At 59.9% G+C, this 24,589-nt stretch carries 23 protein-coding genes and 7 pseudogenes; 10 read left to right on the top strand and 20 right to left on the bottom strand.

Going from position 1 to position 24,589, the window contains the following annotated elements:
• Window positions 1–16: 16 nt before the first annotated feature.
• Entirely contained in the window at window positions 17–178 is a 162-nt protein-coding gene (locus tag NKH13_RS30200; protein ID WP_352916447.1) for a hypothetical protein, read from the bottom strand.
• A 113-nt stretch (window positions 179–291) separates the two neighbouring features.
• On the opposite strand from NKH13_RS30200, the gene NKH13_RS30195 reads away from it, so the two are divergent.
• The gene (locus NKH13_RS30195; protein ID WP_352916445.1) at window positions 292–1,182 is read left to right on the top strand and encodes an IclR family transcriptional regulator; all 891 of its coding nucleotides are present in this window, start codon (window positions 292–294) and stop codon (window positions 1,180–1,182) included.
• A gap of 48 nt (window positions 1,183–1,230) precedes the next feature.
• Here the strand turns inward: NKH13_RS30195 and NKH13_RS30190 are convergent, their stop codons facing one another.
• The 3 genes from NKH13_RS30190 to NKH13_RS30180 all read right to left on the bottom strand — a co-directional run bounded on the left by NKH13_RS30190 (window position 1,231) and on the right by NKH13_RS30180 (window position 4,687).
• Window positions 1,231–2,133, bottom strand: a complete 903-nt coding sequence (locus NKH13_RS30190; protein ID WP_352916443.1) for an HpcH/HpaI aldolase/citrate lyase family protein — start codon at window positions 2,131–2,133, stop codon at window positions 1,231–1,233.
• Between the two features lie 133 nt (window positions 2,134–2,266).
• Window positions 2,267–3,418, bottom strand: coding sequence for a CaiB/BaiF CoA transferase family protein (locus tag NKH13_RS30185; protein WP_352916441.1), 1,152 nt, complete (start codon window positions 3,416–3,418; stop codon window positions 2,267–2,269).
• A 15-nt stretch (window positions 3,419–3,433) separates the two neighbouring features.
• On the bottom strand, window positions 3,434–4,687 hold the full coding sequence (locus NKH13_RS30180; RefSeq protein WP_352916439.1) for a methylaspartate ammonia-lyase: 1,254 nt from the start codon (window positions 4,685–4,687) through the stop codon (window positions 3,434–3,436).
• 308 nt (window positions 4,688–4,995) lie between these two features.
• Between NKH13_RS30180 and NKH13_RS30175 the strand changes: the two genes are divergently transcribed.
• A complete protein-coding gene (locus NKH13_RS30175; RefSeq protein WP_352916437.1) occupies window positions 4,996–5,298 on the top strand; it encodes a hypothetical protein in 303 nt (100 codons plus the stop codon).
• A 183-nt stretch (window positions 5,299–5,481) separates the two neighbouring features.
• Here the strand turns inward: NKH13_RS30175 and NKH13_RS30170 are convergent.
• The 6 genes and pseudogenes from NKH13_RS30170 to NKH13_RS35780 all read right to left on the bottom strand — a co-directional run.
• Window positions 5,482–6,400, bottom strand: a pseudogene (locus NKH13_RS30170) (IS110 family transposase); the annotation flags it as partial.
• A 205-nt stretch (window positions 6,401–6,605) separates the two neighbouring features.
• Entirely contained in the window at window positions 6,606–7,313 is a 708-nt protein-coding gene (locus NKH13_RS30165; RefSeq protein ID WP_352916433.1) for a M24 family metallopeptidase, read from the bottom strand.
• Window positions 7,314–7,467: 154 nt separating this feature from the next.
• Window positions 7,468–7,740, bottom strand: a complete 273-nt coding sequence (locus NKH13_RS30160; protein WP_352916431.1) for an aminopeptidase P family N-terminal domain-containing protein — start codon at window positions 7,738–7,740, stop codon at window positions 7,468–7,470.
• 277 nt (window positions 7,741–8,017) lie between these two features.
• Window positions 8,018–9,097 carry a phosphotransferase gene (locus NKH13_RS30155; RefSeq protein ID WP_352916429.1) on the bottom strand — a complete coding sequence of 360 codons (1,080 nt, stop codon included), beginning with the start codon at window positions 9,095–9,097 and terminating at the stop codon, window positions 8,018–8,020.
• A 14-nt stretch (window positions 9,098–9,111) separates the two neighbouring features.
• The gene (locus NKH13_RS30150; protein ID WP_352916427.1) at window positions 9,112–10,440 is read right to left on the bottom strand and encodes an aspartate aminotransferase family protein; all 1,329 of its coding nucleotides are present in this window, start codon (window positions 10,438–10,440) and stop codon (window positions 9,112–9,114) included.
• A gap of 482 nt (window positions 10,441–10,922) precedes the next feature.
• Window positions 10,923–11,228, bottom strand: a complete 306-nt coding sequence (locus NKH13_RS35780) for an HNH endonuclease (protein ID WP_502914599.1) — start codon at window positions 11,226–11,228, stop codon at window positions 10,923–10,925.
• A 1,771-nt stretch (window positions 11,229–12,999) separates the two neighbouring features.
• Here NKH13_RS35780 and NKH13_RS30135 point away from each other — a divergent pair.
• Window positions 13,000–13,821: an SDR family NAD(P)-dependent oxidoreductase gene (locus tag NKH13_RS30135; RefSeq protein ID WP_352916425.1), complete on the top strand. Its 822-nt coding sequence runs from the start codon at window positions 13,000–13,002 to the stop codon at window positions 13,819–13,821.
• A complete protein-coding gene (locus NKH13_RS30130; protein WP_352916423.1) occupies window positions 13,821–14,537 on the top strand; it encodes an SDR family oxidoreductase in 717 nt (238 codons plus the stop codon). Before NKH13_RS30135 ends, NKH13_RS30130 begins: the two co-directional genes overlap by 1 nt.
• 57 nt (window positions 14,538–14,594) lie before the next feature.
• Here the strand turns inward: NKH13_RS30130 and NKH13_RS30125 are convergent.
• A pseudogene (locus NKH13_RS30125) lies at window positions 14,595–15,024 on the bottom strand (transposase); the annotation flags it as partial.
• Between the two features lie 365 nt (window positions 15,025–15,389).
• Between NKH13_RS30125 and NKH13_RS35775 the strand changes: the two are divergent.
• Both NKH13_RS35775 and NKH13_RS30120 read left to right on the top strand, forming a co-directional pair.
• Window positions 15,390–15,608 (top strand): annotated as a pseudogene (locus NKH13_RS35775) (transposase family protein); the annotation flags it as partial.
• A 102-nt stretch (window positions 15,609–15,710) separates the two neighbouring features.
• Window positions 15,711–15,968: a hypothetical protein gene (locus NKH13_RS30120; protein WP_352916504.1), complete on the top strand. Its 258-nt coding sequence runs from the start codon at window positions 15,711–15,713 to the stop codon at window positions 15,966–15,968.
• Here the strand turns inward: NKH13_RS30120 and NKH13_RS30115 are convergent.
• Window positions 15,959–16,198 (bottom strand): hypothetical protein, encoded by a 240-nt coding sequence (locus tag NKH13_RS30115; protein ID WP_352916502.1) that lies wholly within the window; start codon window positions 16,196–16,198, stop codon window positions 15,959–15,961. The genes NKH13_RS30120 and NKH13_RS30115 overlap by 10 nt on opposite strands.
• On the opposite strand from NKH13_RS30115, the gene NKH13_RS30110 reads away from it, so the two are divergent.
• Together NKH13_RS30110 and NKH13_RS30105 are read left to right on the top strand one after the other, a co-directional pair.
• Complete coding sequence (locus tag NKH13_RS30110) at window positions 16,165–16,587, top strand: helix-turn-helix domain-containing protein (RefSeq protein WP_352916421.1); 423 nt, start codon at window positions 16,165–16,167, stop codon at window positions 16,585–16,587. The genes NKH13_RS30115 and NKH13_RS30110 overlap by 34 nt on opposite strands.
• Before the next feature lie 156 nt (window positions 16,588–16,743).
• Window positions 16,744–16,935, top strand: a complete 192-nt coding sequence (locus NKH13_RS30105) for a hypothetical protein (protein WP_352916419.1) — start codon at window positions 16,744–16,746, stop codon at window positions 16,933–16,935.
• Window positions 16,936–16,972: 37 nt separating this feature from the next.
• Here the strand turns inward: NKH13_RS30105 and NKH13_RS30100 are convergent, their stop codons facing one another.
• From NKH13_RS30100 to NKH13_RS30070, 7 genes and pseudogenes are all read right to left on the bottom strand, one after another.
• Window positions 16,973–17,116 carry a transposase domain-containing protein gene (locus NKH13_RS30100; protein WP_352916494.1) on the bottom strand — a complete coding sequence of 48 codons (144 nt, stop codon included), beginning with the start codon at window positions 17,114–17,116 and terminating at the stop codon, window positions 16,973–16,975.
• An 84-nt stretch (window positions 17,117–17,200) separates the two neighbouring features.
• Window positions 17,201–17,687 (bottom strand): annotated as a pseudogene (locus tag NKH13_RS30095) (IS66 family transposase); the annotation flags it as partial.
• 31 nt (window positions 17,688–17,718) lie between these two features.
• The gene (tnpC, locus tag NKH13_RS30090; RefSeq protein ID WP_352916417.1) at window positions 17,719–18,495 is read right to left on the bottom strand and encodes an IS66 family transposase; all 777 of its coding nucleotides are present in this window, start codon (window positions 18,493–18,495) and stop codon (window positions 17,719–17,721) included.
• A gap of 86 nt (window positions 18,496–18,581) precedes the next feature.
• Window positions 18,582–18,935, bottom strand: coding sequence for an IS66 family insertion sequence element accessory protein TnpB (gene tnpB, locus NKH13_RS30085; protein ID WP_352916416.1), 354 nt, complete (start codon window positions 18,933–18,935; stop codon window positions 18,582–18,584).
• Window positions 18,936–19,339: 404 nt separating this feature from the next.
• Window positions 19,340–20,013, bottom strand: a pseudogene (gene istB, locus NKH13_RS30080) (IS21-like element helper ATPase IstB); the annotation flags it as partial.
• A 173-nt stretch (window positions 20,014–20,186) separates the two neighbouring features.
• Window positions 20,187–20,621: a UPF0149 family protein gene (locus tag NKH13_RS30075; RefSeq protein WP_352916414.1), complete on the bottom strand. Its 435-nt coding sequence runs from the start codon at window positions 20,619–20,621 to the stop codon at window positions 20,187–20,189.
• Window positions 20,622–21,059: 438 nt separating this feature from the next.
• Window positions 21,060–22,055 carry a succinylglutamate desuccinylase/aspartoacylase family protein gene (locus tag NKH13_RS30070; RefSeq protein WP_352916412.1) on the bottom strand — a complete coding sequence of 332 codons (996 nt, stop codon included), beginning with the start codon at window positions 22,053–22,055 and terminating at the stop codon, window positions 21,060–21,062.
• A 324-nt stretch (window positions 22,056–22,379) separates the two neighbouring features.
• Between NKH13_RS30070 and NKH13_RS30065 the strand changes: the two are divergent.
• Window positions 22,380–22,706 (top strand): annotated as a pseudogene (locus NKH13_RS30065) (transposase); the annotation flags it as partial.
• Between the two features lie 258 nt (window positions 22,707–22,964).
• On the opposite strand, the pseudogene NKH13_RS30060 reads toward NKH13_RS30065, so the two are convergent.
• Window positions 22,965–23,174 (bottom strand): annotated as a pseudogene (locus NKH13_RS30060) (integrase core domain-containing protein); the annotation flags it as partial.
• Window positions 23,175–23,432: 258 nt separating this feature from the next.
• Between NKH13_RS30060 and NKH13_RS30055 the strand changes: the two are divergent.
• A partial coding sequence (locus NKH13_RS30055) for an IS110 family RNA-guided transposase (protein ID WP_352916410.1) occupies window positions 23,433–24,589 on the top strand: 1,157 nt, incomplete at its 3' end.

Here is a 24,589-nt window from a genome sequence, read left to right as displayed (position 1 = left end):
CTTGCGTTGAGCTTCGTTAGGGACCGAAATAGGCCTCGCGAACGAACATCCTATTTAGTTCACCGGCTGCTCCTTCGAGCAGGCCACGGCCGTTCTCCAGCACATGGCCGCGATCGGCTAAGGCGAGCGCCAGCACCGTGTTCTGCTCACCACAAGGATGAACAGGCAGTAGCGCCAACTTTCCTCAGAAAACTGATGTCGTCATCGTCACACTGTCCTTCGACGTCATGGTGCGCCCAAGCCTGGACGTAAGATGCGGTTCGCGCTTGACGCATTCCGATTTCCGGAATATTGTCCCGGAAATTGAGGCAAAGTATTAGCATTGGTTTTCCTTGTCAACAGGGCCAGCCGAAGATGGAGTTTGATTTGACGGAGCAAATAGACGTCGACAGCCCGCTTGAGCGTTACGTCAGGCTGCTCGAGCTGATCGCCGCATTTCCCGACCAGTTGGCCCTTGCGGATGTTGCGACGCTTTCCGATTTCCCTAAGACCACGGCACACCGATTGCTGAAAGGCCTAGTGAAGGCGGAGCTTGCCATTGGTGGGCAGGGCGGTCGCGCCTATTCTATCGGGCCCCGTCTCTCGCGCATTCTCCATGCCACAGCCGACGACGGGTGGCTCGAAGCGCTGGTTCGGCCCTTTCTCGCCGCGTTGGCCGAGGATTCCGGAGAGGCTTGCTATCTTACCAAGCTCGTCGGCAGCCGCGTCGTTGTCGCCGTGTCACAAGCGCCAGAAGTTCGCTGGCGCAGCTATGTTCAACCTGGAATTGAGATGCCGCCCCATGCGGCAGCAACCGGCAAGGCAATCATGGCCTATCAGAATGAGAGGCTAATTCTTCAGGTGCTTGCGACTGATTTGCCAAAACTCACTGTGAACACGCGAAACGACCACGGTTGGATCAGGCGAGAGTTCTCGCTGGTGCGGGAACGCGGCTATGCCACCTGCATCGGCGAGATCGACGAGGGCCTGGGAGCAATCGCCGTTCCGATTTGCCAGGCGAACGGGTTGGTGCTCCATGCCTTGGGCATGACCGGCCCACTGCAGCGGATCGTCAACGACCAGCTATCGCAACGCATCGCAGCCCTGACCACGACGGCAGCACTACTCGCTACGAAGCTTGCCCTAGGCAGCCGGCGAGCCTCGCTGGCTTCCGGGTGTGACGACGCCGAGGAAGCATCTTGACTGCATCGTTGTAGAGCGCAATTGAGGCACTGTGACCAGAGGCATAGCTCAGTTGTTGCTAGCGAGACCCAGGATCTCGTGGGCGCGCCGCACCACTGGCGGATCAATCATCTTGCCATCCAGTGAGAATGCAGACAGGCCACGCGTGGCGGCATCGTTTTCCGCCGCAACAACACGATGGGCCCACTCAAGTTCCCGGGCGCTTGGCGAGAAAGCCTCATTGAATATGGCCACTTGGGTCGGGTGGATCGCCAAGGCTCCGGCAAAGCCAAGCCGCCGCGCACTCACCGCGGCTTCACGAAGTTTATGCGTGTCCGAGAATTCGCCAATGCTTCCTATGAAGCCTAGCGGGAGCAAGCCGGCCGCACGGGCGGCAAACAGAACAGAAAGGTTCGGCGCCAACAGAAGGTCGAACTCTGGGGAGCCGCCAACAGCGGCACTAAAGTCTTCGGGACCAAGCGCCATTGCGACCATCCTGGGATGTGCCGACGCAATGGCTGCGAGCTTTTGCAAGGCGCTCGGGGTCTCGATCTGGGCAAGGAACCGGATGCGTCCCAGCGGGAGATTTCTTTCCCGCTCAAGTTCCGAAACCGCTTTGGCGATCTCTAAAACCCACTCCGCCGAATCCGTCTTTGGAAGAACCAGTGCATCAACGCCCGCCATCACAGCTGCATCGAGATCGGCCACCAAGGCGCGCAAACCACGATTCACGCGGACCAAAACAGATCCGCCCTTGCGCCCAACCTTTGCTACTGATTGGGAAAGCCGCCGCCGTGCCTCGCCCTTTTGATCTTGGGGAACGGAATCTTCGAGGTCGAGAATGACGCCATCTGCATCCCGCTCATGCGCCGTCTCCACAAAGCGCAGAACGTGAGCGGGTACGAAGAGCAGGGATCTCCAGCGGGGTACAGACATCGCGCTTTCAACGGCCGGAAATGTGTCCTTGATCATAGAGTTGGCTCTGCGATCGATTTTAGCGAGCGTGACGGCAGTAGGCTTGCTGGATGGCCGATGCGCTGGGACGATCCGAGGTACATAGACTCTTCGTATTTCGCGACCGCACTCACCTTACTCAGACGCGCACTCACGCTGACGCGGCTCTTTCGCGCAAAAGCCCCAGAACCTCCTCGCGGACAGCCTCCGTATGAGCACCAAGAGCCGGAACTGGGCGAAGCGAGGGGCGCTCAGAATTGAAAATCGCTGCCGGCGCTATCGTCTCGACGGTTCCTTCGGGTGTTCCAACCTCGACCCTTCGAATGTGTGGATGCTTCGAAACATCCGCCACTTCGTTCAGTCGACCATATGCTAGGCCGGCCGCCTCGAGCTCCTGCATTGCATTGTGGCAGGATAATTCAGAAAACCGCCGTTCAATGATCTCGTCAAGTTGCGCACGGTGACCGAGACGCTCCATGTTGTCAGCAAAACCAGGTGCGCGTGTGAGCGCCGGCTGATTCAGGAACTTCTCGCAGAAATTCACCCATTCACGGTCATTCTGAACCGAAAAGATGACCTCTTTGCCGTCGGCGCAACAATATGCGCCATACGGCGCCAGCGACGGGTGTTTCACACCCGCGCGTACCGTGTGGTAGCCGCTGTAGTCGTTTTGCAGAACAGGCACGTTCATCCAGTCAGCGACGGCATCGAATAGTGACACCTGGATGCCTGTCCCATCGCCGGTGACCTCGCGATGATACAGCGCCTGAAGAATGGCGCTATGCGCTGTCATGCCGGCCGAGATGTCGCAAACGGAAACACCTACACGCGCGGGCCCTTGTTGGTTGCCGGTGATCGCGCATAGACCTGTTTCGGCCTGGACGATGAGATCATAAGCCTTCAAATGGGAATACGGGCCTGTCTCCCCGAAACCAGAGATGTCGCACGTAATCAGCCGCGGAAAACGTCGACGCAGATCAGCAGACGCGAAGCCCAGTTTTTCGATACTGCCTGGCTTCAGATTCTGGATAAAGACGTCAGCATTAGCGATGAGCGTGTCCAGGACGGCGCGATCCGCCTCTAACCTCAGGTCCAGACAAACCGACTCCTTACCCCGGTTGAGCCAGACGAAGTAAGCGCTCTGTCCCCGCACCAACTTGTCGTAATTTCGGGCAAAATCCCCTTCGGGCCTCTCGACCTTGATGACACGGGCGCCGGCGTCGGCAAGACGGGAAGATGCATAAGGCGCGGCCACGGCCTGCTCCACGGCTACGACAGTGATCCCCTCAAGAGAGTTCTGCATGCGACACCGTGCTTTTCATCCAACGTTTTCGTTTTGGGTCCGGCGACGGTTCAGCATAGCCAGCAGCCGGTTTTGTTCGTTCCCAACAATTGAGAATGCCTCGTCGACACCCATTCCGGGCTTTGCAAGCATCATATCGGCCTGGGTCGCCACCGCTACGTGGACAGAAGCTCGGGCGGAGAGATCTGTCTCGGTACAGCTTCCCCCGACATATGCGCCTACCTTATTCGCCTTGCAGATGAGAACTGCCCGCGCTGTGTCGGCAATTGACCCGACATCGGGGGTCTTGATTTGAACGAGATGCGTGGCCTTGGCTTCGGCAAACAGCCGAATATCTTCAAGTGTATTGCATCTCTCATCCACTACAATGCGCGCGCTGGAACCCCGGTCGTCCAAGATCGATACGATCTTGGCGTAGTTCTCAATTTGGGCTTGCGTCGAACCAAAATCCGCTGGGGACTCGATGTTGAGCGTGAAATCTGGGACGGTATCTGCAACTCTGCAGATAAAGTCGGCGATGCTTTGCGGCTTCAGGCCGATTTCCTGGCCGATCCAGCCATACACATCGAAATGCAGCACCGGATGATACCCCGGGCGCCCGATTTGGCGAGTACGCGTTGCAACCCACTTCACGAATTCCATGAAGGTCTGGCCGTCGACGCCAAATTTCTGCCGTGAATTGATCAGACCGTGGGGAAGCACATCCACGGCTTTCAAAATCATTTTGTCGACGTTAAGCTCCCGAGCATCACCGCTCTGGCAGTAGATCGGAACCCTGCGGGTTGGCAGCGGTAGGCCAAATTCACTGCATACGATCTCTGCCATTGTCGTACGTTGAAGGTGGGCTGCTGCGCGTAGGAGCGCCTGACTGACCCCATACTCAATCGCGAGAGGTAACCGCTTGTGCCCGACGGGCTCGAAAACCTTCGCGCAGGCATCAAGGTAACGAGATAAATCCACATCGATGAGCCGAGGCACCACAACCCGCGACGTCAAATCCGAGATTTGAGCAGTTTCAAACAACGGATCGCGTCCACCGGCACCAGAATACTGCACGCTCATCATATCGCCCCAAACGACGGCTTCGTCGACAAGGACAAGCCCGATACTTAGCGAAGTTGCCGGAACGCGAATGGATTGGAAGTCCGGCGTCAAGGGTTCGCCCACATAGACAAAACCCTCTTGCGAGGCCCCCGCTCTTATGGCTGCCTGATCGTCGTAGAAGAACGCGCCGTTTCCTGGCACGAGGAGTACATCTTTGATCTGCACTTCAGTTCGCTCGATTTCTGCCGGAACGGTGTTGACGGGCGGATGCAGTTGGTTCCGTTAACTACGAAGTATGTGCCAGTTGGCATTGGGTCCGCCAATATAATGTTCCGGGCACTACCATCGCGTTTTGAGATGGCCAGTGCCTATTTTTAGGGCCGCCGTCGCCTCTTTTGTTTTGCGCCGCTCACTCGCTTGTATGGGGTGATCTTTGTCAACGTGATCTTTCAGTCGTTCCGTCTCCTTGTTCAGCGGTGGCGGCCGTTTGTTCCTGCTTTGGCTCCGAGGGGTCCATTGGGGCGCCGCGCGCAGTGACCGTCAAGGGTGTCCTTTGGGCCATCGCGAAGCGACTTGCCCTTGATGGTCACGAGCACGGCGGCAGCGTTACATTGAGCCGGCAGGTGGCCCTGTTTGTAGAGGTCTATAAATTGCAACCCGAGGGGAGCTCGGCTTTATACCGGACGCAGGGCGATGGCCGTGGCGGTACGCGCAAGACAATGATCGTGGCTTTGGCGCGCAAGCTACTGATTGCATTCTGGCGACTTGTCACGACCGGCGAGATCCCGACGGGAGTGGCCGAGCATGGAGGAGCGTTCGACAGGACGAGGCATTGAAGTCTGGCAGCTGCAATAGCGTCTGCCGATAACGATCCGAGGTGGTGGTGATCCCGGTCGCTCACATGGCCTTACGACGCCGCGCTGTAGAATGGGCCCACCGCCCGGGGCTTCGCCGCCGATGCGCCGCAAGCTTGTATGCGGTTGATCCGCGCGGATCAAAAACCATGATGCAGCCATACGCCGCCTGCGTTGGCCGCTCTCATCCGGCGCCCCGGTAAGTCCGGCATAGCGAGCGACGGCTCTCCGATCACGCAGGCCGCGTGAGAATCTCATTCACCAGCATGTCCGCAGTCTCGATACCGACACCGACGATCCGCGAAAGAAGGCGAACCATTGCGAGCGGACCCTTCTCCGTGTCTGGAACCACCGAGAGCTGCCGCAACCGCTCCTGTTCGATCTCGTGGATTTGTTCACGCAACAGGTGAAGCCGTCCGAGATTACGGCGCAACTCTGCTCGGCTTCGTTCCGGTAGGGGCATACCTTCCGCCGTATGCAGAGCCTCCAGTTTCTCGGCAGCTTTGCGCAGATTGGGTTTGAAGGCGCGAATGCCGAAGCGAGCGAGGATTGCCTTGATGCGATTGACGATCCGTGTACGTTCGCGGACGAGATTGTCTCGTTCACGGTTCGGACGGCGAGCCTCCTCCTCATTGATGGTTGGGATGGCTGCCATGCTGCAGTGGCGCTTCTCGCCCCGCAGCCAGCCAAGAAAGGCGCGCATCAGCAGTTCGGTATCGAGGCGATCGGTCTTGGCGCGCCGATGTTCGCGGGAAACCGCGACGCTCGATGGATGTATGACATAAGCCTCGACAGCGCGCGCCTGGAGCCAGCGCGCCAACCAAAAGCCGTCGCGTCCAGCCTCATAGGCGACAACGATGCGCCGGACTTCGCGCCCGGCTTGGATGGCTTCGCTGCGCCAGCGGCGCAACAGCCTGAGCACCGAATCCGGGTCGGCATCGAGCTTCTTGAGAGGACTACGTTCAAAGCCAGGGACCGTCGCAGCAATGAGCCACTTTGTCTGGCTCATCTCAATCACTGCGACTAGCGTGCTGTCCTGATCAAGGGCGGTAAGGGATCTGCTTGCATCAAAGAATGGTGACATGGGGGCGCTCCTTAGATAGCTGCTCAACAGCGCCGAGGGTGCCACGCGCTCGCCGCCGCCCATAGCATCTACAGCGCCGATGACCGGCGCTCGCTAGCAGCTACGTAACCGCCGAGCTGCACCACCTGACGGGACCTGCTACTTCCACAATGCCCCCGTGTCGCTACGCCGCATGAGAAAAGACGATTTTGGTCGCTGCCACGCATCACGCGCGATAGAGTGTGTGTGGTGTACTGCTAAGGATTTCTGCTGCGTGTTCCGTCACCAAGACAGTCTCGCTGCAGCCAAACAAGTAACGACCTTCCCCAATGAGAATAATGGGCATATGGACGTCCATTGCGCTGGGCTCCAGGCTGATATTGCCGCGTTCGCCCCATGGGGACCCGGTCTGGTATCCAACTCGATGATTAAGAGCCTTGGGTCTAACAGATCGCTCGATCACCCTGCGGGCCGCCGCGTCCACCTCTCCAGCCATTACACCTGGCTTGATAGCAGCGATGGCGGCTTCAAGTGCCTCCTCCGCCAAAGCATGCAAGGTTTCGGTCTCAGCATGCGTGCCAAGCACGGCGCCGCGGACTAGCGGCCCGGCGTATCCTTGCTTCATGCCGCCGACTTCCACCATCGCAGGTTCATTGTTGTCCATTGGATGGCGCGTCAGTTTCGTGTGGGGTAGCTTCGTCCTCTCACCAAATCCGACTGAGACAAGCCTAACGTCCTCGCCGCCGGCGTTGGTAACCTCACTCTTGATGGCCACCGCCATTTCAGCTTCGGTGACGCCAGCCCGGAGCGACTGCTGAAATGCCCGCACGGCCATGTCTGTCATGGCCATCGCATCGCGCATTGCTTTGATTTCCAGCTCGTCCTTCACGGCCATCACAGATGAGACCAGCCGAGAGGCATCGGTGACCTTCATATCCGGGAGGTACGCCTGCAACGCGATTACATCGGCCGGCGCGAGGCCCCAGCAGCCCAGCTCGAAACCTACCCTCTTGCCGGCCAATCCCAACCGGCGTAAAACGTCCGCAGACACTTTGGCAAAATCTGGCTGCTCTGTATAACCAACCAACTCATCGATGCAGCTCTCCGCGCGAACGCCAGTGAGCTCGTATTCCCGAACTACCCATATTGGAGCCCGTCCCGGCACGAATCAACGGAAACGGCATGAAGTACGCACCTGTTCCATCGTATCCGCTGAGATACTGGAGATGACCGTGGGCGGTGACCACGAGTGCATCCAGCTCGGACCGGGCGATCTCTTCAAGCACCTTCTTCTGCCGTCGTTCGTACTCCGATTTTGGAAACGGTGCGCCGGTGAAGGGAATCGATTCGGCCGTAGTCATAAATAACTCCTTATCTTTGGTTGTAGTCGGCAAGGAAGAGATACGCCCTTGGGCTACGTTCGCTACTCGACGGCCACGGACATGCGTCGGCCAACCAATATGCGCTCCAGATGCACTTTTGCGTCCAGATATCATGAACAAATAAGAATCCCCATTTCTGGACTTCACGGATGTCGGGCCTAAACATCTAGAATCGTATACGATCGCCGAGGTACTCGATTGTATAGTGGTGGTGGGCAACGTTCCCTCAAGCGCCACCTACTTCCTACCGCTGGGCTCAAGCACCAAGCTCACCGGCGCGGTAGCGGAATTGCGCGACCACGTCATCCAGTGGTATGCCCATGGCCCGCTCTAGGTTCGCCCAGTAATACTCGGCACTAGCCAGTAGCTCCTCGCTTTGGTCAGGTGCGCGCTCAGCCTTCCAGTACCTTATCAAAGCGAGCATGGTGAGCCGCGCGAGAGCCGCAACTGGCAAAAGTGGAAGTTCTGACTCATTTATCGGCCGGCTCTGCTCGTACCCGGCGACAAAGGCAAAGGCATCCTCCCAGGGGCGATCCTGAGAGCGGCCGATCAGGTGCGCGACCGTATTGGCAGGGTCAAAGATCGCGGCGCTATGGACAGCGTCACCAAAGTCAAGGATAGCCATGACGAAGACATCCATATGCGGATCCACCACAACATTGTTGGGAGCGTAGTCACCATGGATCACTTGCATTTCAAGGCTAGACAGCCTCGGCTGTATGACTTCTTCGAACAGCCTGAAGACCCGTTGGGCCAGCAGTCGGTGCTTCGGGTCTGGCACGTACTCAACAAGCCCCCCCCAATGGAGAAAGTGCCGAATGTCGTAAACTAAGCTGCGCATGGCAGCCGGATGCTCAAATGATCGCAGCGCGACGTTTAGGCTCCCGAGTATGCCTCCCGCCTTGGTCAACTGCTCGACGTTGGCTTCCATTTGCTCCCACAGCAGGCCTTCAACAAAGCAGAAGACGCTGAGTATTCGACAAGCTCCATCCCCCACGTCGATTGGTACGCTATCCCTTCGGTCAAGGGTGGGCTTGATCCGCTGGACGGGCAAGGCGTGAGCGACATCATCAAGATAGCGCATCGCTCGAATTTGCAACGCCGTAATTGGTTCAGGCTCGTCTGACGGTGACACCTTTACAAGGTATTCATTCGTTTTGGCCTTAAGCCTGAACGTATGGCCCTTTTCGCTGCCCAATCGTGAAAAGCTTCCATTGAGCCCGTAGTGAGTCTCAAGCATGATCTGCAACAGCAAGGGGTCGATAGGTTGGGTTGATGCAAGAAGGCTGCTCTCCTCCAAGAGCCGTTGTAACACAGGGCCGGGTGATTTGTTCATGTTGCTAGAACCCTCTAGAGCCGCTGTTTCGCTACGATGGCAAATGTCTCAAGGAATCGAGACACGTCCGCAGCGGTGAAAGCGACTGGAGGTCGAACTTTCAACACGTTACCTGCGGGCCCGGTCCGGCTGATCAGAACTCGCCGATCGCGGAGGTCCTTGATGACGCTTTCACAACGAATAGGATCGGGCTCGAGCGTCCTTCTGTCCTTGACGATCTCAACGCCAAGGTACAGGCCACTGCCCCTGGTTTCCGCAACATAAGGAGAATCCCTTGTCAGCGTTTCAAGCCCTGCCAGCAGGGTCGCTCCGTTCACGGCAACGCGTTCGCGCACATTCTCCTGCTCCAACACATCGAGCACTGCGGACGCTGCAGCTATCGAAAGCGATCGGCCACCCAGTGTGTTGAAGTAGCTGACTTTTCGTCCGAATTCATCAGAGACCTCCGGGCGGAAGGCAACGCCAGAGATGGGAAAACCGTTCCCAATCGCCTTGCCCATTGTGACGATATCAGGAACCACGCCGTGCCGACTGAACCCCCACATCGAATCCCCGAGCTGAGCGAACCCCGATTGAACCTCGTCAGCAATGTGGAGGCCGCCAGCGGCATGGACCTCGTCGACCATTGCCTGCATGAAGCCTACAGGATGAGTAAAAATGCCGTCGGAGGTGAAAGCGGAATCAGCAATCAAGGCTGCTAGCCGGTATCCGTGCCGCTCGAGATCAAGAATCGCGGCACGCACTTGATCCTGCATATATTTCTCGAGGGATTGTTCGGGTCCGCAGAACCTGGGGTCAGGAGCGGCAATAAGTCGGACGTTTGGTCCGAGCGGGGATCCTGCGCCTAGCATTGGGGAAAAACTGGCGACTTCACGAGTGCGACCGTGAAACGCCCAGCGAGTAACTATGATACCCTCGCCGCCCGTATGGAACCTCGCGACCCGAATTGCAAGGTCATTTGCTTCAGATCCAGTGCAGGGCAAGCTTAGCCTCGACAGTTCAGCTGGGAATGTTGCAAGTAGCCGCTCAGCATAGGCGACCAGCGCTTCCTGGGGGTAGCGTGTATCAGTGTTGACTGTGGCAATCTGGCGGGAAACGGCGTCCGCAACATGCTTGTGCGCGTGGCCGACGCCCTGCACGTTGTTAAACGCGTCGAGATAGTCATTGCCGTCGATGTCTACTAAGTGAGCACCAAATCCCGAGACAAACTCCACCGGAATCGTCTCGGAAAATTGGTAGCCAGGACCGAGCACTGCGTCACGGCGTCGGATGATGTGCTGGAGTCGTTCTGGCAGATGGCTGACACCAATCGCATCGATCTGCTTGGGGTTGCGCGAGCTCATCTCAGTGTGACATCGGACGATCGAAGAAAATGGCCGCAGTTTTCGTCGAGTCAGCTGCTATCTTGTGAATCCGAGCTACGTTTCGCATAAGATCGGCAGGCTCAGCCTCGACGCGAGATGTTGCGATCGTTACGCTAACTGCTGCAAAAAAAAATTCGCTCATTCGAGGTGCCCTGTAGGCTGCAATCAAATCCATGCCCTTGATTTAGAATAGAAGCCATCGGCCGCCGCAGTCCAATCGAGTTTACAGATTGTTGTCTTCTCGCGACGAGATGACGTGGGATGCGCGGCGACAAACAAGTCGCGCAGGTCTCTTCCAGATCGACGCGCTATAGGTCGGCCGCCTACTTGCCCCCACGTTTCGCCAATTCGATGCCCTGGCGCTGAAGTTCCCGCCGGGTCTCGTAGTCGTCGCGCGCCATCTGCAAGGCGAGACGCAAGAGCATGTCTTGCACAGCCTCAAGGACGATGCGGGCGACCCATCAGGCATCGATCGGGCCTTGTTCGCACACGACCTCTAGTTTGGTAGATTCAATCTCATGCCAGATGCGGTTTCTATGAAATGCGAGGTAAGGCCCATGCTCCCTACGGAGCATCAACGTCGGCGCAGAGCTGAGGCTTAGCGCTTTTTGGGCGGCACCTTCTAAGCGATAAGAGACCAAAACCTGTCCATCATCGCCGAATGTCACCAGGCCAGCGTCGAATGCGGCATCCCACAAGGCGGACAGTAGAAGTCCGTTATGCACGTCGAGTCGCTGACCGTCCGTCTCGCAGCGAGCCCATGGCATCATATGCGACGCTCGCAGGAGATCAGGACTGGATATCCCGCTCAACGGGCAACTACCGTTCCAATATTCCATCAGGGCGTCACGAAAAATGCTCTGCCCGATCCTGACCTTCTGAGCCTTAGACTACGAGTCTATGAATTTCTTTGAAGGACATGTTGCAACGCCTGCACGCGAATTGGCGAGATGCTGATCAGGCAGCGAGACTGGCGAACTGCTTGGCCAGGGAGGCATTCGGAATTTAAAGCGCATCTCGCCTGTCGTTTTTGCATTACGGCGATCAGTCTTTTCGAATCGACGGCTGCGAGCAGGGGTAAAGACAGGAGGCCAATCGACAAACGCTGAATACCGAACAAATGGCCCAGGTCGCGCCAATCACCCCCATCATTGCGATCGCCGTCTCAGCTTTCGTGGATTTTGTTTTGGTAGACCTTTGACTGGCCGTCTGGCTTGGGGCTCGCCGCTGCCGTCTATATAGGCGAGGAACACATTGCCGTTCATGGCGCCGTCGTAGACGAAAGGCGCGGTCATGCCTGTCAGCCGCAGCTTGCCGTGCCGACATGCCCTCGTCCGAAGCTTTCAAAACCCGGGATCGAAGATCGTCGCTCAATGCTCTTGCCATCATCCACCTCAAAGTGGATGTTGAATCACCAGCTCAGGCCGTCGTCACGTCACAATCGATTCATCGATCCCAGGACGTGCTCTAGGGCGCGAGGTTTCTGTCAGGCCTGAGCGGCGACTGGCGCGATAGTATGCGGAACCGCTCGGTCATCACCGCCATTATCGGCAGGCTTGCTTTGGCGCTGTTCTACATAGGTCTCCACAGAGTCGACGCGACAGGGGAGCTGCTTGTCCGTGCCACGGCGTTTTGTGGCGACTACCCGCGGTGACTTTGAAATACCCAAGTGTGGCGTTTCACCCGCGCGCAGCTCGGGCATCGCCGTCGGTGCCGGTCTTCTCGATGGATTGGCACACCTGTTGCTCATGGTGGCATGCGGGATGGCTGGCGGAAACCTCGGCCATCGCCTCGCTACAGCGCGACGATTTTCTGGCTACCGTCGTTCAGCGGTCTTCCAGATCCCGGGTAATCGGGCTGCTTCTGATCATTCCTGCAATTCTCCTTCTCAAATCCAGCTCGATGCAAATACATGCCGGATCAATGCCGAGGATGAGATCGGCCAGCTCCTCTTCGCTGGCGTCGTCGGCGGAAGCGTTCTAATCGCCTTGAACGTCTTGCCTTCAGAGGGTGAATGGATGCGTAATCCGGACCGTCGGTCCGGTCGTCCCCACACGGGCTGCACATGATGGCTTTGTCCAAGCGTATCGTGGCCAGCCATCTGAAAACACGATGGTACTGTCCGGGAAATTATATTGGCGAACTCTACGCCACGTGGCGCATATTGGCCAGTATTCGCGCCACCAAGAACAACTGACGCCTACCGATCTAAGCGGGATCGCACAAGACGATTGCGAAGATGATGAAGCATTGATCAACTCTTGAGCAGCCGACATGAACAAAATCTTTTACGATGCGGGTTCGGTGCTGGACAGACTGTTGTTTGGTGGGTCGTTGGTCTAGCAGAATGTTGAAGTTCAGGTGTAAACGGCGGTCGTGAAAGAATTCCTAGTCGCTGAGCCCGCGAAACACGCAGTGCGTTAGATTTCAACGCTCTTCAGCAGCGCGCAGACGCGAACGCCGTAGGGAAGCCAAACATGAATTGATCAAGTGATCTTGGAGACGAAATTCGGGTCGTCTTTCGAATGGAGATTAGGAATGAACATTACGAACCATCATGGAAAAGTGACGACAAGCCGGACGGATTCCGTGGCGCTGCGGCGGTTTGACGGCAAGACGGCGCTTGTGACGGGCGCGGCGATGGGCCTGGGCGCGGAGATTGCGAAACGGCTCGCTCACGAAGGCGCCCGCCTGCTGGTCGCTGACATCGACGCGAGCAAAGGACAGCAGCTGGCGACAGCGTTGGCGGGCGGCGGCCACGTCTTCCTCGAAGCTGACCTCGGTCGCACCGACTCGGCCGCCCAACTCGCAGAACAAACTGCCGCAGCTGTCGATGGCCTCGATGTGCTGGTCAACAACGCAGGGGTCGTCCGCCCGGCGCGGTTCGAGGAGATCAGCGATGAGGACTGGGAGCTGCAGGTCGCCGTCAACCTGCGCGCACCGCTGCTGCTCACAAAGGCGCTGCTGCCGTTACTGCGCGACCGGGGCGCGGCGATCGTCAACGTCTCGTCGGAAGCTGGCTTCAGGCCCCGTTCCTCAAAAACTATCTACGACACGACTAAAGCGGGGATTGGTGGACTCACCCGCTCGCTCGCAGCAGAATTGTGGCAGTACCGCATCCGGGTCAATGAGGTCGCGCCTGGCGGGATGGTGACCGAAATGCACTTCGCCAGCGCCTCGGATCCGGCAGCGACGAAGCGTCAACTCGAAGACGCGGAACTCGACGAGGGCTACAACATCATGAGGCGCCTCGGTCGGCCGGCAGAGGTCGCGGCCGCAGTCGCTTTCCTCGCCAGCGACGATGCTGCCTTCATCACCGCCAGCACGCTGCACGTCGACGGCGGCATGGGGCTCGGGTAATGGACGCTGGCAGACCACTCGACGGTGAGATCGCACTCGTCACCGGAGCAAGCCGCGGCCTCGGCGCTGCGATCTCACGAGCGCTGGCGGCACAGGGCGCGAACATCGCCCTCGTCGCCCGACCCTCTGATGATCTTGACGCAACGACCGCAGCGCTCCAGGACGGCGGCTACAAAGCGGCCGCGTTTCCCGCCGACCTCCGCGACCCAACCATCGCTACGGAGGTCGTTAAGGCTGTCACCGCTGAAATCGGCCCGCCGACGATCCTGATCAACAACGCGGCGCTGCAGTCCTTCGCTCCCATCCTTGAGATGAGAGTTCAGACCTTCGTCGACTCGACGATGGTCGAACTGGCCGCTCCCTTCGCCTTCACCCAGGCCGTGCTACCCGCAATGATCGATCGCAAGTCGGGCACGATCATCAATATCGCTTCCGACCTCGCCTATCGCGCCGTCGCCAACGGCGGCGTCTACTGCGCCACAAAAAGAGCGCTTGTTGCCCTTTCCGAGGTCACCGGACTCGAACATCGCGAGAACGGAATCCGGGTCGTCGTCATCCAACCGGGATGGATCGCAACCGCACCCGACCCCGAGCCCGGACTCCAGGCCGGAAGGATGTCAGTACAACAAGTCGCCGACGCGGTCATCTGGTGCTGCCTCCAACCACCGATGCTCCGAATCGACAGCCTCACCATCCACCCAATGGTTCAGCCTTGATCCAGGCGACTGTCAGAGGATCTTTCAGATCAACGGTGTAAGTGGCGTTTCATCGTGTTAGTGGTTTCCGGCGGCCGGCATCATCCGGTCGGCGAAGGTAACGGCGAAGGCATTCAGGGCGGGCTTCCACCGCACTACCCATCGTGTCTAGCAGGTGCCATTGAGGTCGACCGGTGACCAGGTAGAGGCATTTCGTCGCGGCCTGCTCGGTCGGGAAGTGAACTCTGGCTTTGACCGCCCGGCCATAGCGGGCGTTGAGGCACTCGATGGCGTTGGTCGAGCAGACCACCCGCCGGATCTCGAGGCCGTAGTCCAGCCGGGTATCGCGCCCCCACTTGTCCTCGAGCTCGTCGAGCGCGTGCCCCGCAGCGGCGGCGTTGACCGCCTAGTAGATGGGCTTGGGGTCCTTGGCTAGCTCGTCCCAGTACCGGCGGGAGGCGTACCGGAACGAGCCGCGGATCAGGCGGATGATGCAGACTCCCGCTGTCAACCTCGACGTTCGGCCCAACGGTGGCGGCGGGCAGGATCGTGGGCAGGGCTGACCGGCCCGGAGCCCTGTCGGCCCGGACGTGGGTACCCTGCTTGGTCGGGCGGTGACCGTTGTGAGGTGCCGGTGGGGCTGGTAGGTCCTGTGGTCGGTCCAGCAGCGCCACAGACCCTCGGTCCAGCGCACGCCGATGCCGCGCAGGGCGCGATTGTGCTGTTGTCCGCGGGCGCGGGTATAGCGCGACGATCAGGATGAGTCTCACCTTGATTGGGATCTTCCGCATATTTGGTGCAGGTGCCGGGATTCACGGGCGGTGCGAATGAGTCCATAGAGTCGGAATCGCAGTCGACGCCGGTGATTCCCCCGTGCTCCATGCCTTCCGCTCGCTGGTCTCACCCGAGCTTTCGATTGTCCAAATTCTCCCACAAGCCGACAAGGTGGTAGCCCGGCCGAAGGCGACAGAATCGTGCTGTCCCTCCTGCGGCTGTCGAACCGGCCGCGTCCACAGCCACTATATGCGCCGGGTGGCTGATCTGCTGTGGCAGGGACGGGTTGTCGAAATCCGGCTTCACGCCAGGCGGTTCCGTTGCGCCGATCCGCAATGCCGTCAACGGATCTTTACGGAACGATTGCCGGGAACGGTGCAGCCGAAAGCGAGACGCACCGCCCGCCTCGGCGAGAGCCAGTTGGTGATCGGCTTCGCGGTCGGCGGTGAACCCGGCTCGCGCCTGTCGCGCAAACTGGCCATGCCGATAAGCGGCGACACGCTGCTGCGGATGATCCGCGCAACCGGGTTCGAGCCGCCGGACGCGCCGCGGGTGGTCGGCATCGACGGCTGGGCCTGGCGCAAGGGGCAGCGCTACGGAACGATCATTTGCGATCTTGAGCGCAACCGCGTCCTCGATCTGCTGCCGGACCGAAATGCCAAGTCGCGTCATGGCTGAAACGTCATCCGGGCATCGAAGTCATCGCTCGCGATCGCGCCGGCGCTTGTGCTGACGGCGCCCGTCGCGGTGCTCCCGATGCAACGGAGGTCGCCGACCGCTGGCATCTTCTCCAGAACCTGGGCGAAGCGTTGCGTCTGGCCCTCGGCCGCCATCGCAAAGCGGTCAGTGCCGCCGGAAAGGCGATGATGCCGAGATGAGTGGCGATGACGACGCCAATCCGGAACCATCAGTGGAGACTTCCCCGAAGCTTGATGGCCTGCGCCGGTCGCGCCGCAACCAGCGCAGTGAACTCTATGCTGAAGTCCTTGATTTGCGGACGACCGGCATGTCGCCGCGACAGATCGCGCCCCGGACCGGCATGAGCGTGAGAACGGTCGAGCGCTGGCTTGCAGCGGGCGGGGAGCCCGAGCACCGGCGCCGCCCGCACGCTCGGTTCTCATGGATCCCTTCCATGAGTATCTCGAAGGACGCTGGCAGGAAGGCCGACGCGGCGGCTTTGCAGACAGCAGGGCGACCGTCTACAGGTGGTCCGCCGCCCGCCAGCAGTGCTCATCGACCGCTCCGCCAAATGCGCGATGGCGGCCATCATCGCGCCGAAACTGTGCATGGTTGCTGAGCGAAGACCCGACTTTGCTCGATGAGCAGATCGAGCAATTTTTGGGCCATCTCTATGACTGCGCGCCGGAGCTCTTGAAGGCGGGTGACCTGGCTCGACGTTTCGCCGCACTGATACGCGGCGACGATGATGCCGGCCTCGAGCAATGGATCGAGGATGCCGCGGACAGCGAACTGGCTTCCCTTGCAGCTCGGCCGTGACATTGCGGCTGTTCGGGCCGCAATCACCCAAGCCTGGAGCACCAGTCCCGTCGAGGGACAGATCAACCGTCTCAAGACCATCAACCGCCAGATGTATGGGCGCTCCGGGTACCCGCTGCTGAGAAACAGGCTGCTGGCAGCCGCCTAACGACCGTAGAAACAGACGTAAGCGTCTCGCCGATCACCTATGGGTTTGGGCTTGATGTTTTCCGGAATCGCCAGGGCATGAGTTCCTCGATCTGGCTCTGTGGATGGCCGTTGATGATGGCCTCGAGGGTTTCGGCGAGGTAGGCAACGGGATTGACGTCTTTGAGCCTGCAGGTGGCCACGACGGATGAGAGCAGCGCCCAGTTTTCGGCCCCGACCTCATGGCCAGCAAACAGAGCATTTTTTCTGGTCAAGCATACGGGCCGGACGGCGTTTTCGACCGGGTTGGTGTCGAGCTCGAGCCGGCCGTCGCCGAGGAAGCGGGTGAGCCCTTCCCAATGGGCAAGACCATAGCGGATGTCTTCGGCCAGCTTTGAGCCCGAGGAGATCATCGACAATCGCTTGTCAACCACGGCTTCAAGGCGGCGATGATCGGGGTGGAGTACTGCTGTCGGGCGGCGAGCCGAGCTTGTGGCGTCATGCCGCGCACCGTCGCCTCGACGGCGTAGAGCGTAGCGATCTGGCGCACGGCGGCTTCGGCGATCGGGGACTTGGTGTGCGCGCCAGCTTCACAAAACGTCGGCGCAGGTGGCTCCAGCAATGGACGAGCATCCATGGTCCTTGTGGCCGCTCCAGGCGTGTCAGCCGGTCATAGCCTTCATAGGCGTCAACCTGCAGGAATTGTCCGCCGAAGCCTTGAAGGAAGCGTTCGGCATGCTCGCCGCCGCGTCCCGGCGCATAGTGGAACAGCACGATGGGCGGGCCTTGGCTACCATAGCCGCGGTCAAGCGATTGCCCAGAAGAAGCCCTTCTTGACCTTGCCGCGTCCGGGATCGAGTACCGGCGCCGTGGTCTCGTCCATGAACAGGCGCTCGGCCGCAGCCAGATGCCCGCGCATGTGGTCGGCTATGGGCTTGAGATGGAAGCAGGCCCGGCCTGCCCAGTTGCCCAGTGTCGCCCGATCCAGCTGGATGCCCTGGCGGGCGTAGATCTCGGCCTGCCGGTAGAACGGCAAATGATCACCGAACTTGGCGATGATGACCTGGGCGATCAGCGCCTCGGTCGGCAGGCCGCCGGGCACGACATGCTCGGGCGCATGCGCCTGCACGACGGCGCCCGAGCAGCGCCGGCAAGCGTATTTCGGGCGGCGCGTGACCAGCACGCGCAGTTGCGCCGGGATTGCGTCGAGCCGCTCGCTGACATCCTCGCCGATCCTGGCCATCTCGCCGCAGCCGCACGGACACAGCGTGCTCTTGGGCTCGATGATCCGCTCCACCCGCGGCAGATGGGCAGGCAAGTGGCCACGATTGCGCTGGCGCGAACCGGACGCGCCGTCCGAACACCCCCGGATGACCCGCTGCACCTTTTCCTGCGCGGCATCGAGCACGCCCTGCGCGATCTCCACGTCTTCGAGCGGCAGGTGGTATTGATCGGGATGCAGCTTCTCGGACTTGGCGCCGAACTTCTCGTGGTTGAGCTGGCTGACGACGCTCTCCAGGCGGCGGCGCGCCTCCTCGGACTCTGCCAAAGCTGCCTGCGCCTCGGCGAGGAGCGCCTTCAAACGCTCGTTCTCTTCCTGGAGAACCGTCAGATTTAAAGTGCCGATAACGCCATTGGAGACAAGGCACCTGAGTCACTGTGCCACACTCATCCGGCCAGCTGCGGACGCCGTGCCCGCTCGGGGCGAACCAGTCTCCAATCCAGCCCTTCGAACAAGGCCGCGAACATCGCCGGCGACATGCGCATCACGCCGTCGCGAACCTGCGGCCAGACGAACTTCGAGCCCTCGAGCCGCTTGTGAACGAGCACAAGGCCGGTGCGATCCCACACCAAAATCTTGATCCTGTCAGCCCTTTTGGCCCGGAAGACGAAGGCTGCCCCACAGAACGGGTCGAGGCCTAGCATCTCCTGCACAGCCAATGCCAATCCGTCCATGCCGCGCCGGAAGTCAACCGGCCAGGTCGCCACGTAGATCTTCAGATCGTTGCCCGGTGCAATCATCGCGAGGCCCGAACCGCTCGGATCACCTGCGACAGCTGCTCGAGGTCAACCGCCGTTCGGATCACCATGTCGTCGATCACGATCTCCACCTTCGCCGAGAGACGGAGGGCCTACGTGGGAGCAGACGGCAAAATGGACGTCGATTTGGACGCGTGCGACCGCCGCCACCTGCACCCCCGGCATCAGGCTCTCGGCCGCAATCCGGGCTCTCTCGGCCTCCGAGCGAACCCGCCGTCCGTCGGACCTTCCAGAACCTCGAGCCGGCCTGCGTAGCCAGCTGTTGGGACGGCGCGATCGGGAGGATTCTTCGCACATTCACCTCATGCCCCGCACGAGGGGAGCGGCGTGGCGCTTACAAACAGACGGGGCAACCACGGGAACGACGCCCCTGCACCAAATATGCGTTAGATCCGCTGATTGTCGCTGGCAAGGCTTTCGTCGGTTTCTGATTGCCGCTCCGCGACAGGCTCGTGCGTGTTTTTGATTGTCGCGTAGGATGCCGGCCTGCCGCGCTGGCGTTTGGCTTCCATGGCGGATCTGCGCCGGTAGCTTTCGACATTCATCTCGAAGATCGTTGCGTGATGAACAAGCCGATCGACCGCGGCGAGGGTCATGGCGGGGTCGGGAAAGACTCTGTTCCATTCTCCAAAGGGCTGATTGGCGGTGACCATGATGGAACGCCGCTCATATCTTGCGGAGATGAGTTCGAAGAGCACGCTCGTTTCGGCCTGGTCCTTGGTGACGTTGGCCAGATCATCGAGGATGAGCAGATCGAACTTGTCGAGCTTTGCGATGGCGGATTCGAGTTGCAGCTCACGCCGCGCGACCTGAAGCTTCTAAACGAGGTCGGTGGTTCGGGTGAACAAAACACGCCAGCCGTTCTCTATGAGTGCGAGCCCGATAGCTGCGGCGAGATGCGACTTTCCGCCGCCGGGCGGGCCAAACAACAGGATATTGATATTGGCACCTTTGCGAGCCAGCTGTCGCCGGCGGTCATAGCCATGACCTGCGCCTTGGAGACCATCGGTACGGCGTCGAAGGCGAAGCTGTCGAGTGTCTTTCCGGGCGGCAGATGCCATGGGAGGTAAGAAGCGATCAGACGCCGTGGGGCTCGTCTATCCCCACTGCGGGGTGCGTTGACCGCGCCCAAGACGGTGTCTTTGTACGCCTCGTGCTCGATGAAGTGCGCGGTCTCGGGTCCCGGCCTGGGCTTGCCGAGGACGGGCCGCCCCTTTTTGTCGACGCAGTAGATCAGGATCGGCAGCAGCAGGCCGTGGTTGGGGTTGTCAAGGTCGAGTAGCCGTTTCCATTTTTTGATGTTGAGATTATGGCCGCGTAGAACCCCTGGCACCATGGCCGGGGGTCGATGCCGCCGCTGGGCTTGGTGGCGAAACGGGGCGCATAATCCTGCGATCTGTCGAAGAGCGTCTCGTTGATCCGGTTGTGGATCCTGGCGACGCTGGCAAACACGGCATGATCGGTTGCAGATCCTTTGGTCAAGACGTCGCGCGGCAACCCCATGAGCGGGCACATCCAGTCTTGCGGGTCCGCGAACCGCGGCCCGGTGACCGCCGCCGTTACGAAGCCATCCAGCGCCGACACGGTCCGCACCAGCGGGCGGGGGTTGGTCTTAACGGCCATCCAGGCCTCCAGCGCCTCGTCCGACAGCGCCATGTCGTCGTTCAAGGCGCAAGCTATCTACTTTGAAGATCTGAGGCCCTCGACCCTATGCAGCTGACGGGCTGGATTGCCGAACCGAGCGACATCGGTGAACAATTCCTCGCCACCCGGTTCCCCGGCTGGCGATTTATATGATTTTAGACACTTGGCGAAGTCGAGGAACCTCTGGCGCTTTGAATACGTGTCGGAAAAGCTTTGGGAGATGTCCTGCAGTATCACGTCGCGCAATTGTCAGTCCTTAAAGTTCATCTCGCGCGGGGGCTTTCGATGTTTCACTCGTATCCATCCTCAGTGAGGAGTAACGATCGGGTGATCGTAGTGCCAATCTCTTCGAGACAAAGACAGATCATGATGTGGACGACACCCGGTCTTCCGCGCCTGACAGCCCGGCATGTTACCGTTTTCCTCTTAATCTCTCGGGTGGTTGACGACGAACATCCGACCTCAGTGAGCTAAGGGGCGCGCGAGTACCGCCACTTCTTCGTTGCCTTGGACGTACATTGCCGATCGGATGGCGTACACGACAGATTTTGATTGCGCGCGGATATCGATGGACGCAGCGGACAGCGAATCCATCGGATGTAGGACGCCTATCACATCTCCCTGCTTCACTTCATCCATCACCGAGCAGCGCGGTTCAAAGATGCCCGGTGAAGGCGATTTCACCTGGTCGGAGGAATTTGTTTCTAGTGTTTGACCAGACTTTTGCTGACGGAACGTTGGATACTCGGCTTTGCCCTCGACCAGCCCTAGCGCAATAAGGCCATTGCGCACCCCAGCTTCGTAGATTTTGAGATCGTCGGCGCTGACCACGCCGCCGCCAAATTCAGTGCAAATGAATGTCTTGCCTTGTCTATGTACCAAAGTATCGAACATTCCCTCCGTTTCGTTGTGCTCCCAGAGCAACGTCACCGGCAATTTGAATGCCTCTGAAATGCGGACCGTCTTCGCCATCTGATCGACATCAGCAATAGGGTGTGTGATGATCGACGGTGCACAATCCCAGGTCGGCCCAAAACTGTGCAGGTCGAGTACGGTGTCCACCATAGGCAGCAATAGACGCGAAATCGCATCTGCGATCCGTTCGCTTACCGAGCCATCCGACCGGCCGGGAAACACTCGGTTGAGATTCTTTCCATCAATTGGCGTGTTGCGAGTCCAGGCTTGCACGGCAAGTGGATTGATCTCTGGCACGATAATGATCCTTCCGCACCTCTGCGCTTCGGGAAGCCATTGAACAAGTCGCCGAGCAAGAATCGGCCCCTGCAGTTCATTGCCATGGTTTCCGCCAGTGATAAGTAGACTCGGACCCTCCCCTCTATTGCAGCTAAAGACCGGGAGCGAAAGAGCTTCGCAGTCCGCGCCTTTGGGCACAACAAGGTGCCCCGTGCTTACGCCAGGAGTGTCGAGATTAAACGTGAGATGTGCTGCTTCGGTCATTGTTCATCCTGTTGCGAGTACTCAGGCGACCAGGCGCCGGCGGGCGTTTTTCCGTTTTATGAATATGCGTCGAACTGTCTTCAATACGCCAATATAATGTTCCGCGCGGTACCATCGCGTTCTTAGATGGCCGCCGCGTAGCTTTGTGAAACTACCCGCTGCTCGATGTTTACAAACGCACTGCGACAGGCACGTCACGCGTGGCGCTGTACCACCGCGCTCTTCGATGCCGCTCCTTCGAGCGGCCCGGCTGAAGTGCCCCCCATTTAGACCGGACAGTCGGCATAGGCAGAAAGGCTCAAGCACAGGCTTGGGGATAAGCTTATGTCCAACGAGTATCGACGCATTGAAGTGATAACGGGCGACGTCCGCCGCAGGCGGTGGACAACCGAGCAAAAGCTGCAGATCATCGAGGAGAGCTTTGAGGCGGGCGAGACGGTATCGTCTACCGCCCGCCGGCATGGGGTTGCGCCAAATCTCCTTTATCGGTGGCGCAGATTGTTGAGCGAGGGAGGGGCAGCCGCCGTGGATTCAGACGAACCTGTCGTCGGCAACTCCGAAGTCAAGAAGCTCGAAGAACGCGTGCGCGAGCTGGAGCGCATGCTCGGCCGCAAGACGCTGGAAGCCGAGATACTGCGCGAGGCCCTCAACGCCATCCTGGCCGCAGCCGGCAATAACTTCTCCCTCCTGTTCAGATGGCTGAAGGGTTTTTTGTCGCTCTTGATCTCTCTGCTCCAACCCCGGCCCAAGCCGGTCGCCGCTTTAGAGCCCAAATTGTTCAAGGTCGACTACATCCGTCAGCCTCAGAGACCCATCGTCGTGCATAAGACGGGCTCCTGTAACGGGCCTCGATAGGTCAATCCTTTCTTGGGCCGTCCAGTTGTGGGGGCCTGCTTCTGTACGGGGTCGCTAGTAGTTGTTGAGCCTCAACAGGTTGTTCTCAGTTAGACCGAGTCGGCTGATGGGCGTGTTCGCTTTGAGGCTACCATGGGGTCGGTGCCAATTGTAGCGATGAAGCCAGTGAGGCAGATGCTCGGCCCGTTGGTCTGAGGTGTCGTATGCCCTGGCGTAGGCCCATTCGCGCAAGGCAGTCTGAATGAAGCGCTCGGCCTTGCCGTTATCCGGTATGTGATCTGTGGTGCCTTTTCGTCCTGCTGTTCTTGTTTTGGAACGGCCTTATGGTGAGCCCATCCGGGACGTGGGGCACCGGGAGCACGAAGGTGCAGGCAGGCCGTCAATAGACCGTGGGCTGAGAGCCCGAGCTCGTTACATGGCCGCCCCTCGCGACTTTCCCGGATGCGCTGCGAGCGCGGATCAGTAGATGTCGTGTTGCCCGCCAGCTCCCGTCTTTGACCGAGCCAAGAAGGAGGAACGGGCATGCGCATCATCGGACTGGATATCCATCGCGCCTTCGCCGAGGCGGTAGCTTGGGAGGACGGCAGGCTCAGGCGGCTGGGTCGTGTCGACATGCGGCGCGATCTGCTGGATGCCTTCGCCGCAAAGCTGTCGTTGGATGATGTCGTGGTGATCGAGGCGACGGGCAACGCGTCCTCGGCCGCCGCGGTTGTCGCGCCGCATGTGAAGAAAGTGGTGATCGCAAACCCCAAGCAGGTGCGCATCATCGCCTATGCCAAGATCAAGACGGACACGATCGATGCCAGCGTTCTGGCGCAGCTCTATGCCAGCGGCTTCCTGCCGGAAGTCTGGATTCCGGATGAGCCGACGCAGGCTCTGCGTCGACAGGTGACACGGCGCAATCAGATTGTCCGGCAGAGGTCTCGATTGAAGAACGTCATCCAGTCGATCCTTCATAGCCACCTGATCCCGTCCTGCCCGCATGCCGACCTGTGCGGCACTAAGGGCCGGTCATGGTTGAGCGAGCAGGTCGTGCCGCAGGACGAGCGCCTCGCGATCGATCGGCATCTGCGCGAGTTCGACCGATTGGGCGAAGACCTCCAGGTCATCGAACGCGATCTTGCCCGCTCGGCTCTCGCGGATGAAGGCGTGAAGCGGCTGATGACCATTCCCGGCGTCGACATGACCGTCGCGCTGGCGATGAAGGCGGCGATCGGCGACGTGTCGCGCTTCGACGATCCGCAGAAGCTCGTGAGCTATCTCGGGTTGAACCCAAGCGTCCGACAGTCCGGGCCAGGTCCGGCCTACCATGGGCGGATCACCAAGCAGGGCCGTGGTCATGCGCGCGGCATGCTCGTCGAGGCGGCCTGGGCGGCCGCTCGTGCTCCCGGACCGTTGCGAGCCTTCTTCCTGCGTGTGCGAGCCCGGCGCGGGCAGCATGTCGCGGCCGTGGCAACCGCACGCAAACTCTCTGTCGTGATCTGGCATCTGTTGATGAAGGGCGAGAGTTACGCGTGGGCTCGACCCTCCCTGCATGCCAAGAAGCTGCGCGATGTGGAACTCAAGGCCGGGAGCAAGGCCGTGGGGGGGGGGCGCGGGGCGGCGGGGCCGGGCGCCGCGAAGCACACCCCCCCCCGCAGGCCCGCGCGGGGGGGGGGGGGGGGGGGGGGCGGAGGGGG

It is taken from the genome of Mesorhizobium sp. M1348, assembly GCF_040317925.1.
In the GTDB taxonomy this organism is placed as follows: Bacteria; Pseudomonadota; Alphaproteobacteria; order Rhizobiales; family Rhizobiaceae; genus Mesorhizobium.
Note: the sequence above shows the minus strand (reverse complement) of the source record. Positions and strands in the feature narration are given on the sequence as shown.

Excerpts from the sequence above, each read along its gene's own strand:
- NKH13_RS30165 (WP_352916433.1), bottom strand. The coding sequence starts at position 7,313 with ATGAAGGTCACCGATGCCTCTCGGCTGGTCTCATCTGTGATGGCCGTG.
- NKH13_RS30135 (WP_352916425.1), top strand. The coding sequence starts at position 13,000 with ATGAACATTACGAACCATCATGGAAAAGTGACGACAAGCCGGACGGAT.
- NKH13_RS30130 (WP_352916423.1), top strand. The coding sequence starts at position 13,821 with ATGGACGCTGGCAGACCACTCGACGGTGAGATCGCACTCGTCACCGGA.
- NKH13_RS30185 (WP_352916441.1), bottom strand. The coding sequence starts at position 3,418 with ATGCAGAACTCTCTTGAGGGGATCACTGTCGTAGCCGTGGAGCAGGCC.
- NKH13_RS30190 (WP_352916443.1), bottom strand. The coding sequence starts at position 2,133 with ATGATCAAGGACACATTTCCGGCCGTTGAAAGCGCGATGTCTGTACCC.
- NKH13_RS30110 (WP_352916421.1), top strand. The coding sequence starts at position 16,165 with ATGAGTGGCGATGACGACGCCAATCCGGAACCATCAGTGGAGACTTCC.
- NKH13_RS30070 (WP_352916412.1), bottom strand. The coding sequence starts at position 22,055 with ATGACCGAAGCAGCACATCTCACGTTTAATCTCGACACTCCTGGCGTA.
- NKH13_RS30160 (WP_352916431.1), bottom strand. The coding sequence starts at position 7,740 with ATGACTACGGCCGAATCGATTCCCTTCACCGGCGCACCGTTTCCAAAA.
- NKH13_RS35780 (WP_502914599.1), bottom strand. The coding sequence starts at position 11,228 with ATGCCATGGGCTCGCTGCGAGACGGACGGTCAGCGACTCGACGTGCAT.
- tnpB (WP_352916416.1), bottom strand. The coding sequence starts at position 18,935 with ATGATTGCACCGGGCAACGATCTGAAGATCTACGTGGCGACCTGGCCG.
- NKH13_RS30105 (WP_352916419.1), top strand. The coding sequence starts at position 16,744 with ATGCCGCGGACAGCGAACTGGCTTCCCTTGCAGCTCGGCCGTGACATT.
- NKH13_RS30150 (WP_352916427.1), bottom strand. The coding sequence starts at position 10,440 with ATGAGCTCGCGCAACCCCAAGCAGATCGATGCGATTGGTGTCAGCCAT.
- NKH13_RS30115 (WP_352916502.1), bottom strand. The coding sequence starts at position 16,198 with ATGGTTCCGGATTGGCGTCGTCATCGCCACTCATCTCGGCATCATCGC.
- NKH13_RS30155 (WP_352916429.1), bottom strand. The coding sequence starts at position 9,097 with ATGAACAAATCACCCGGCCCTGTGTTACAACGGCTCTTGGAGGAGAGC.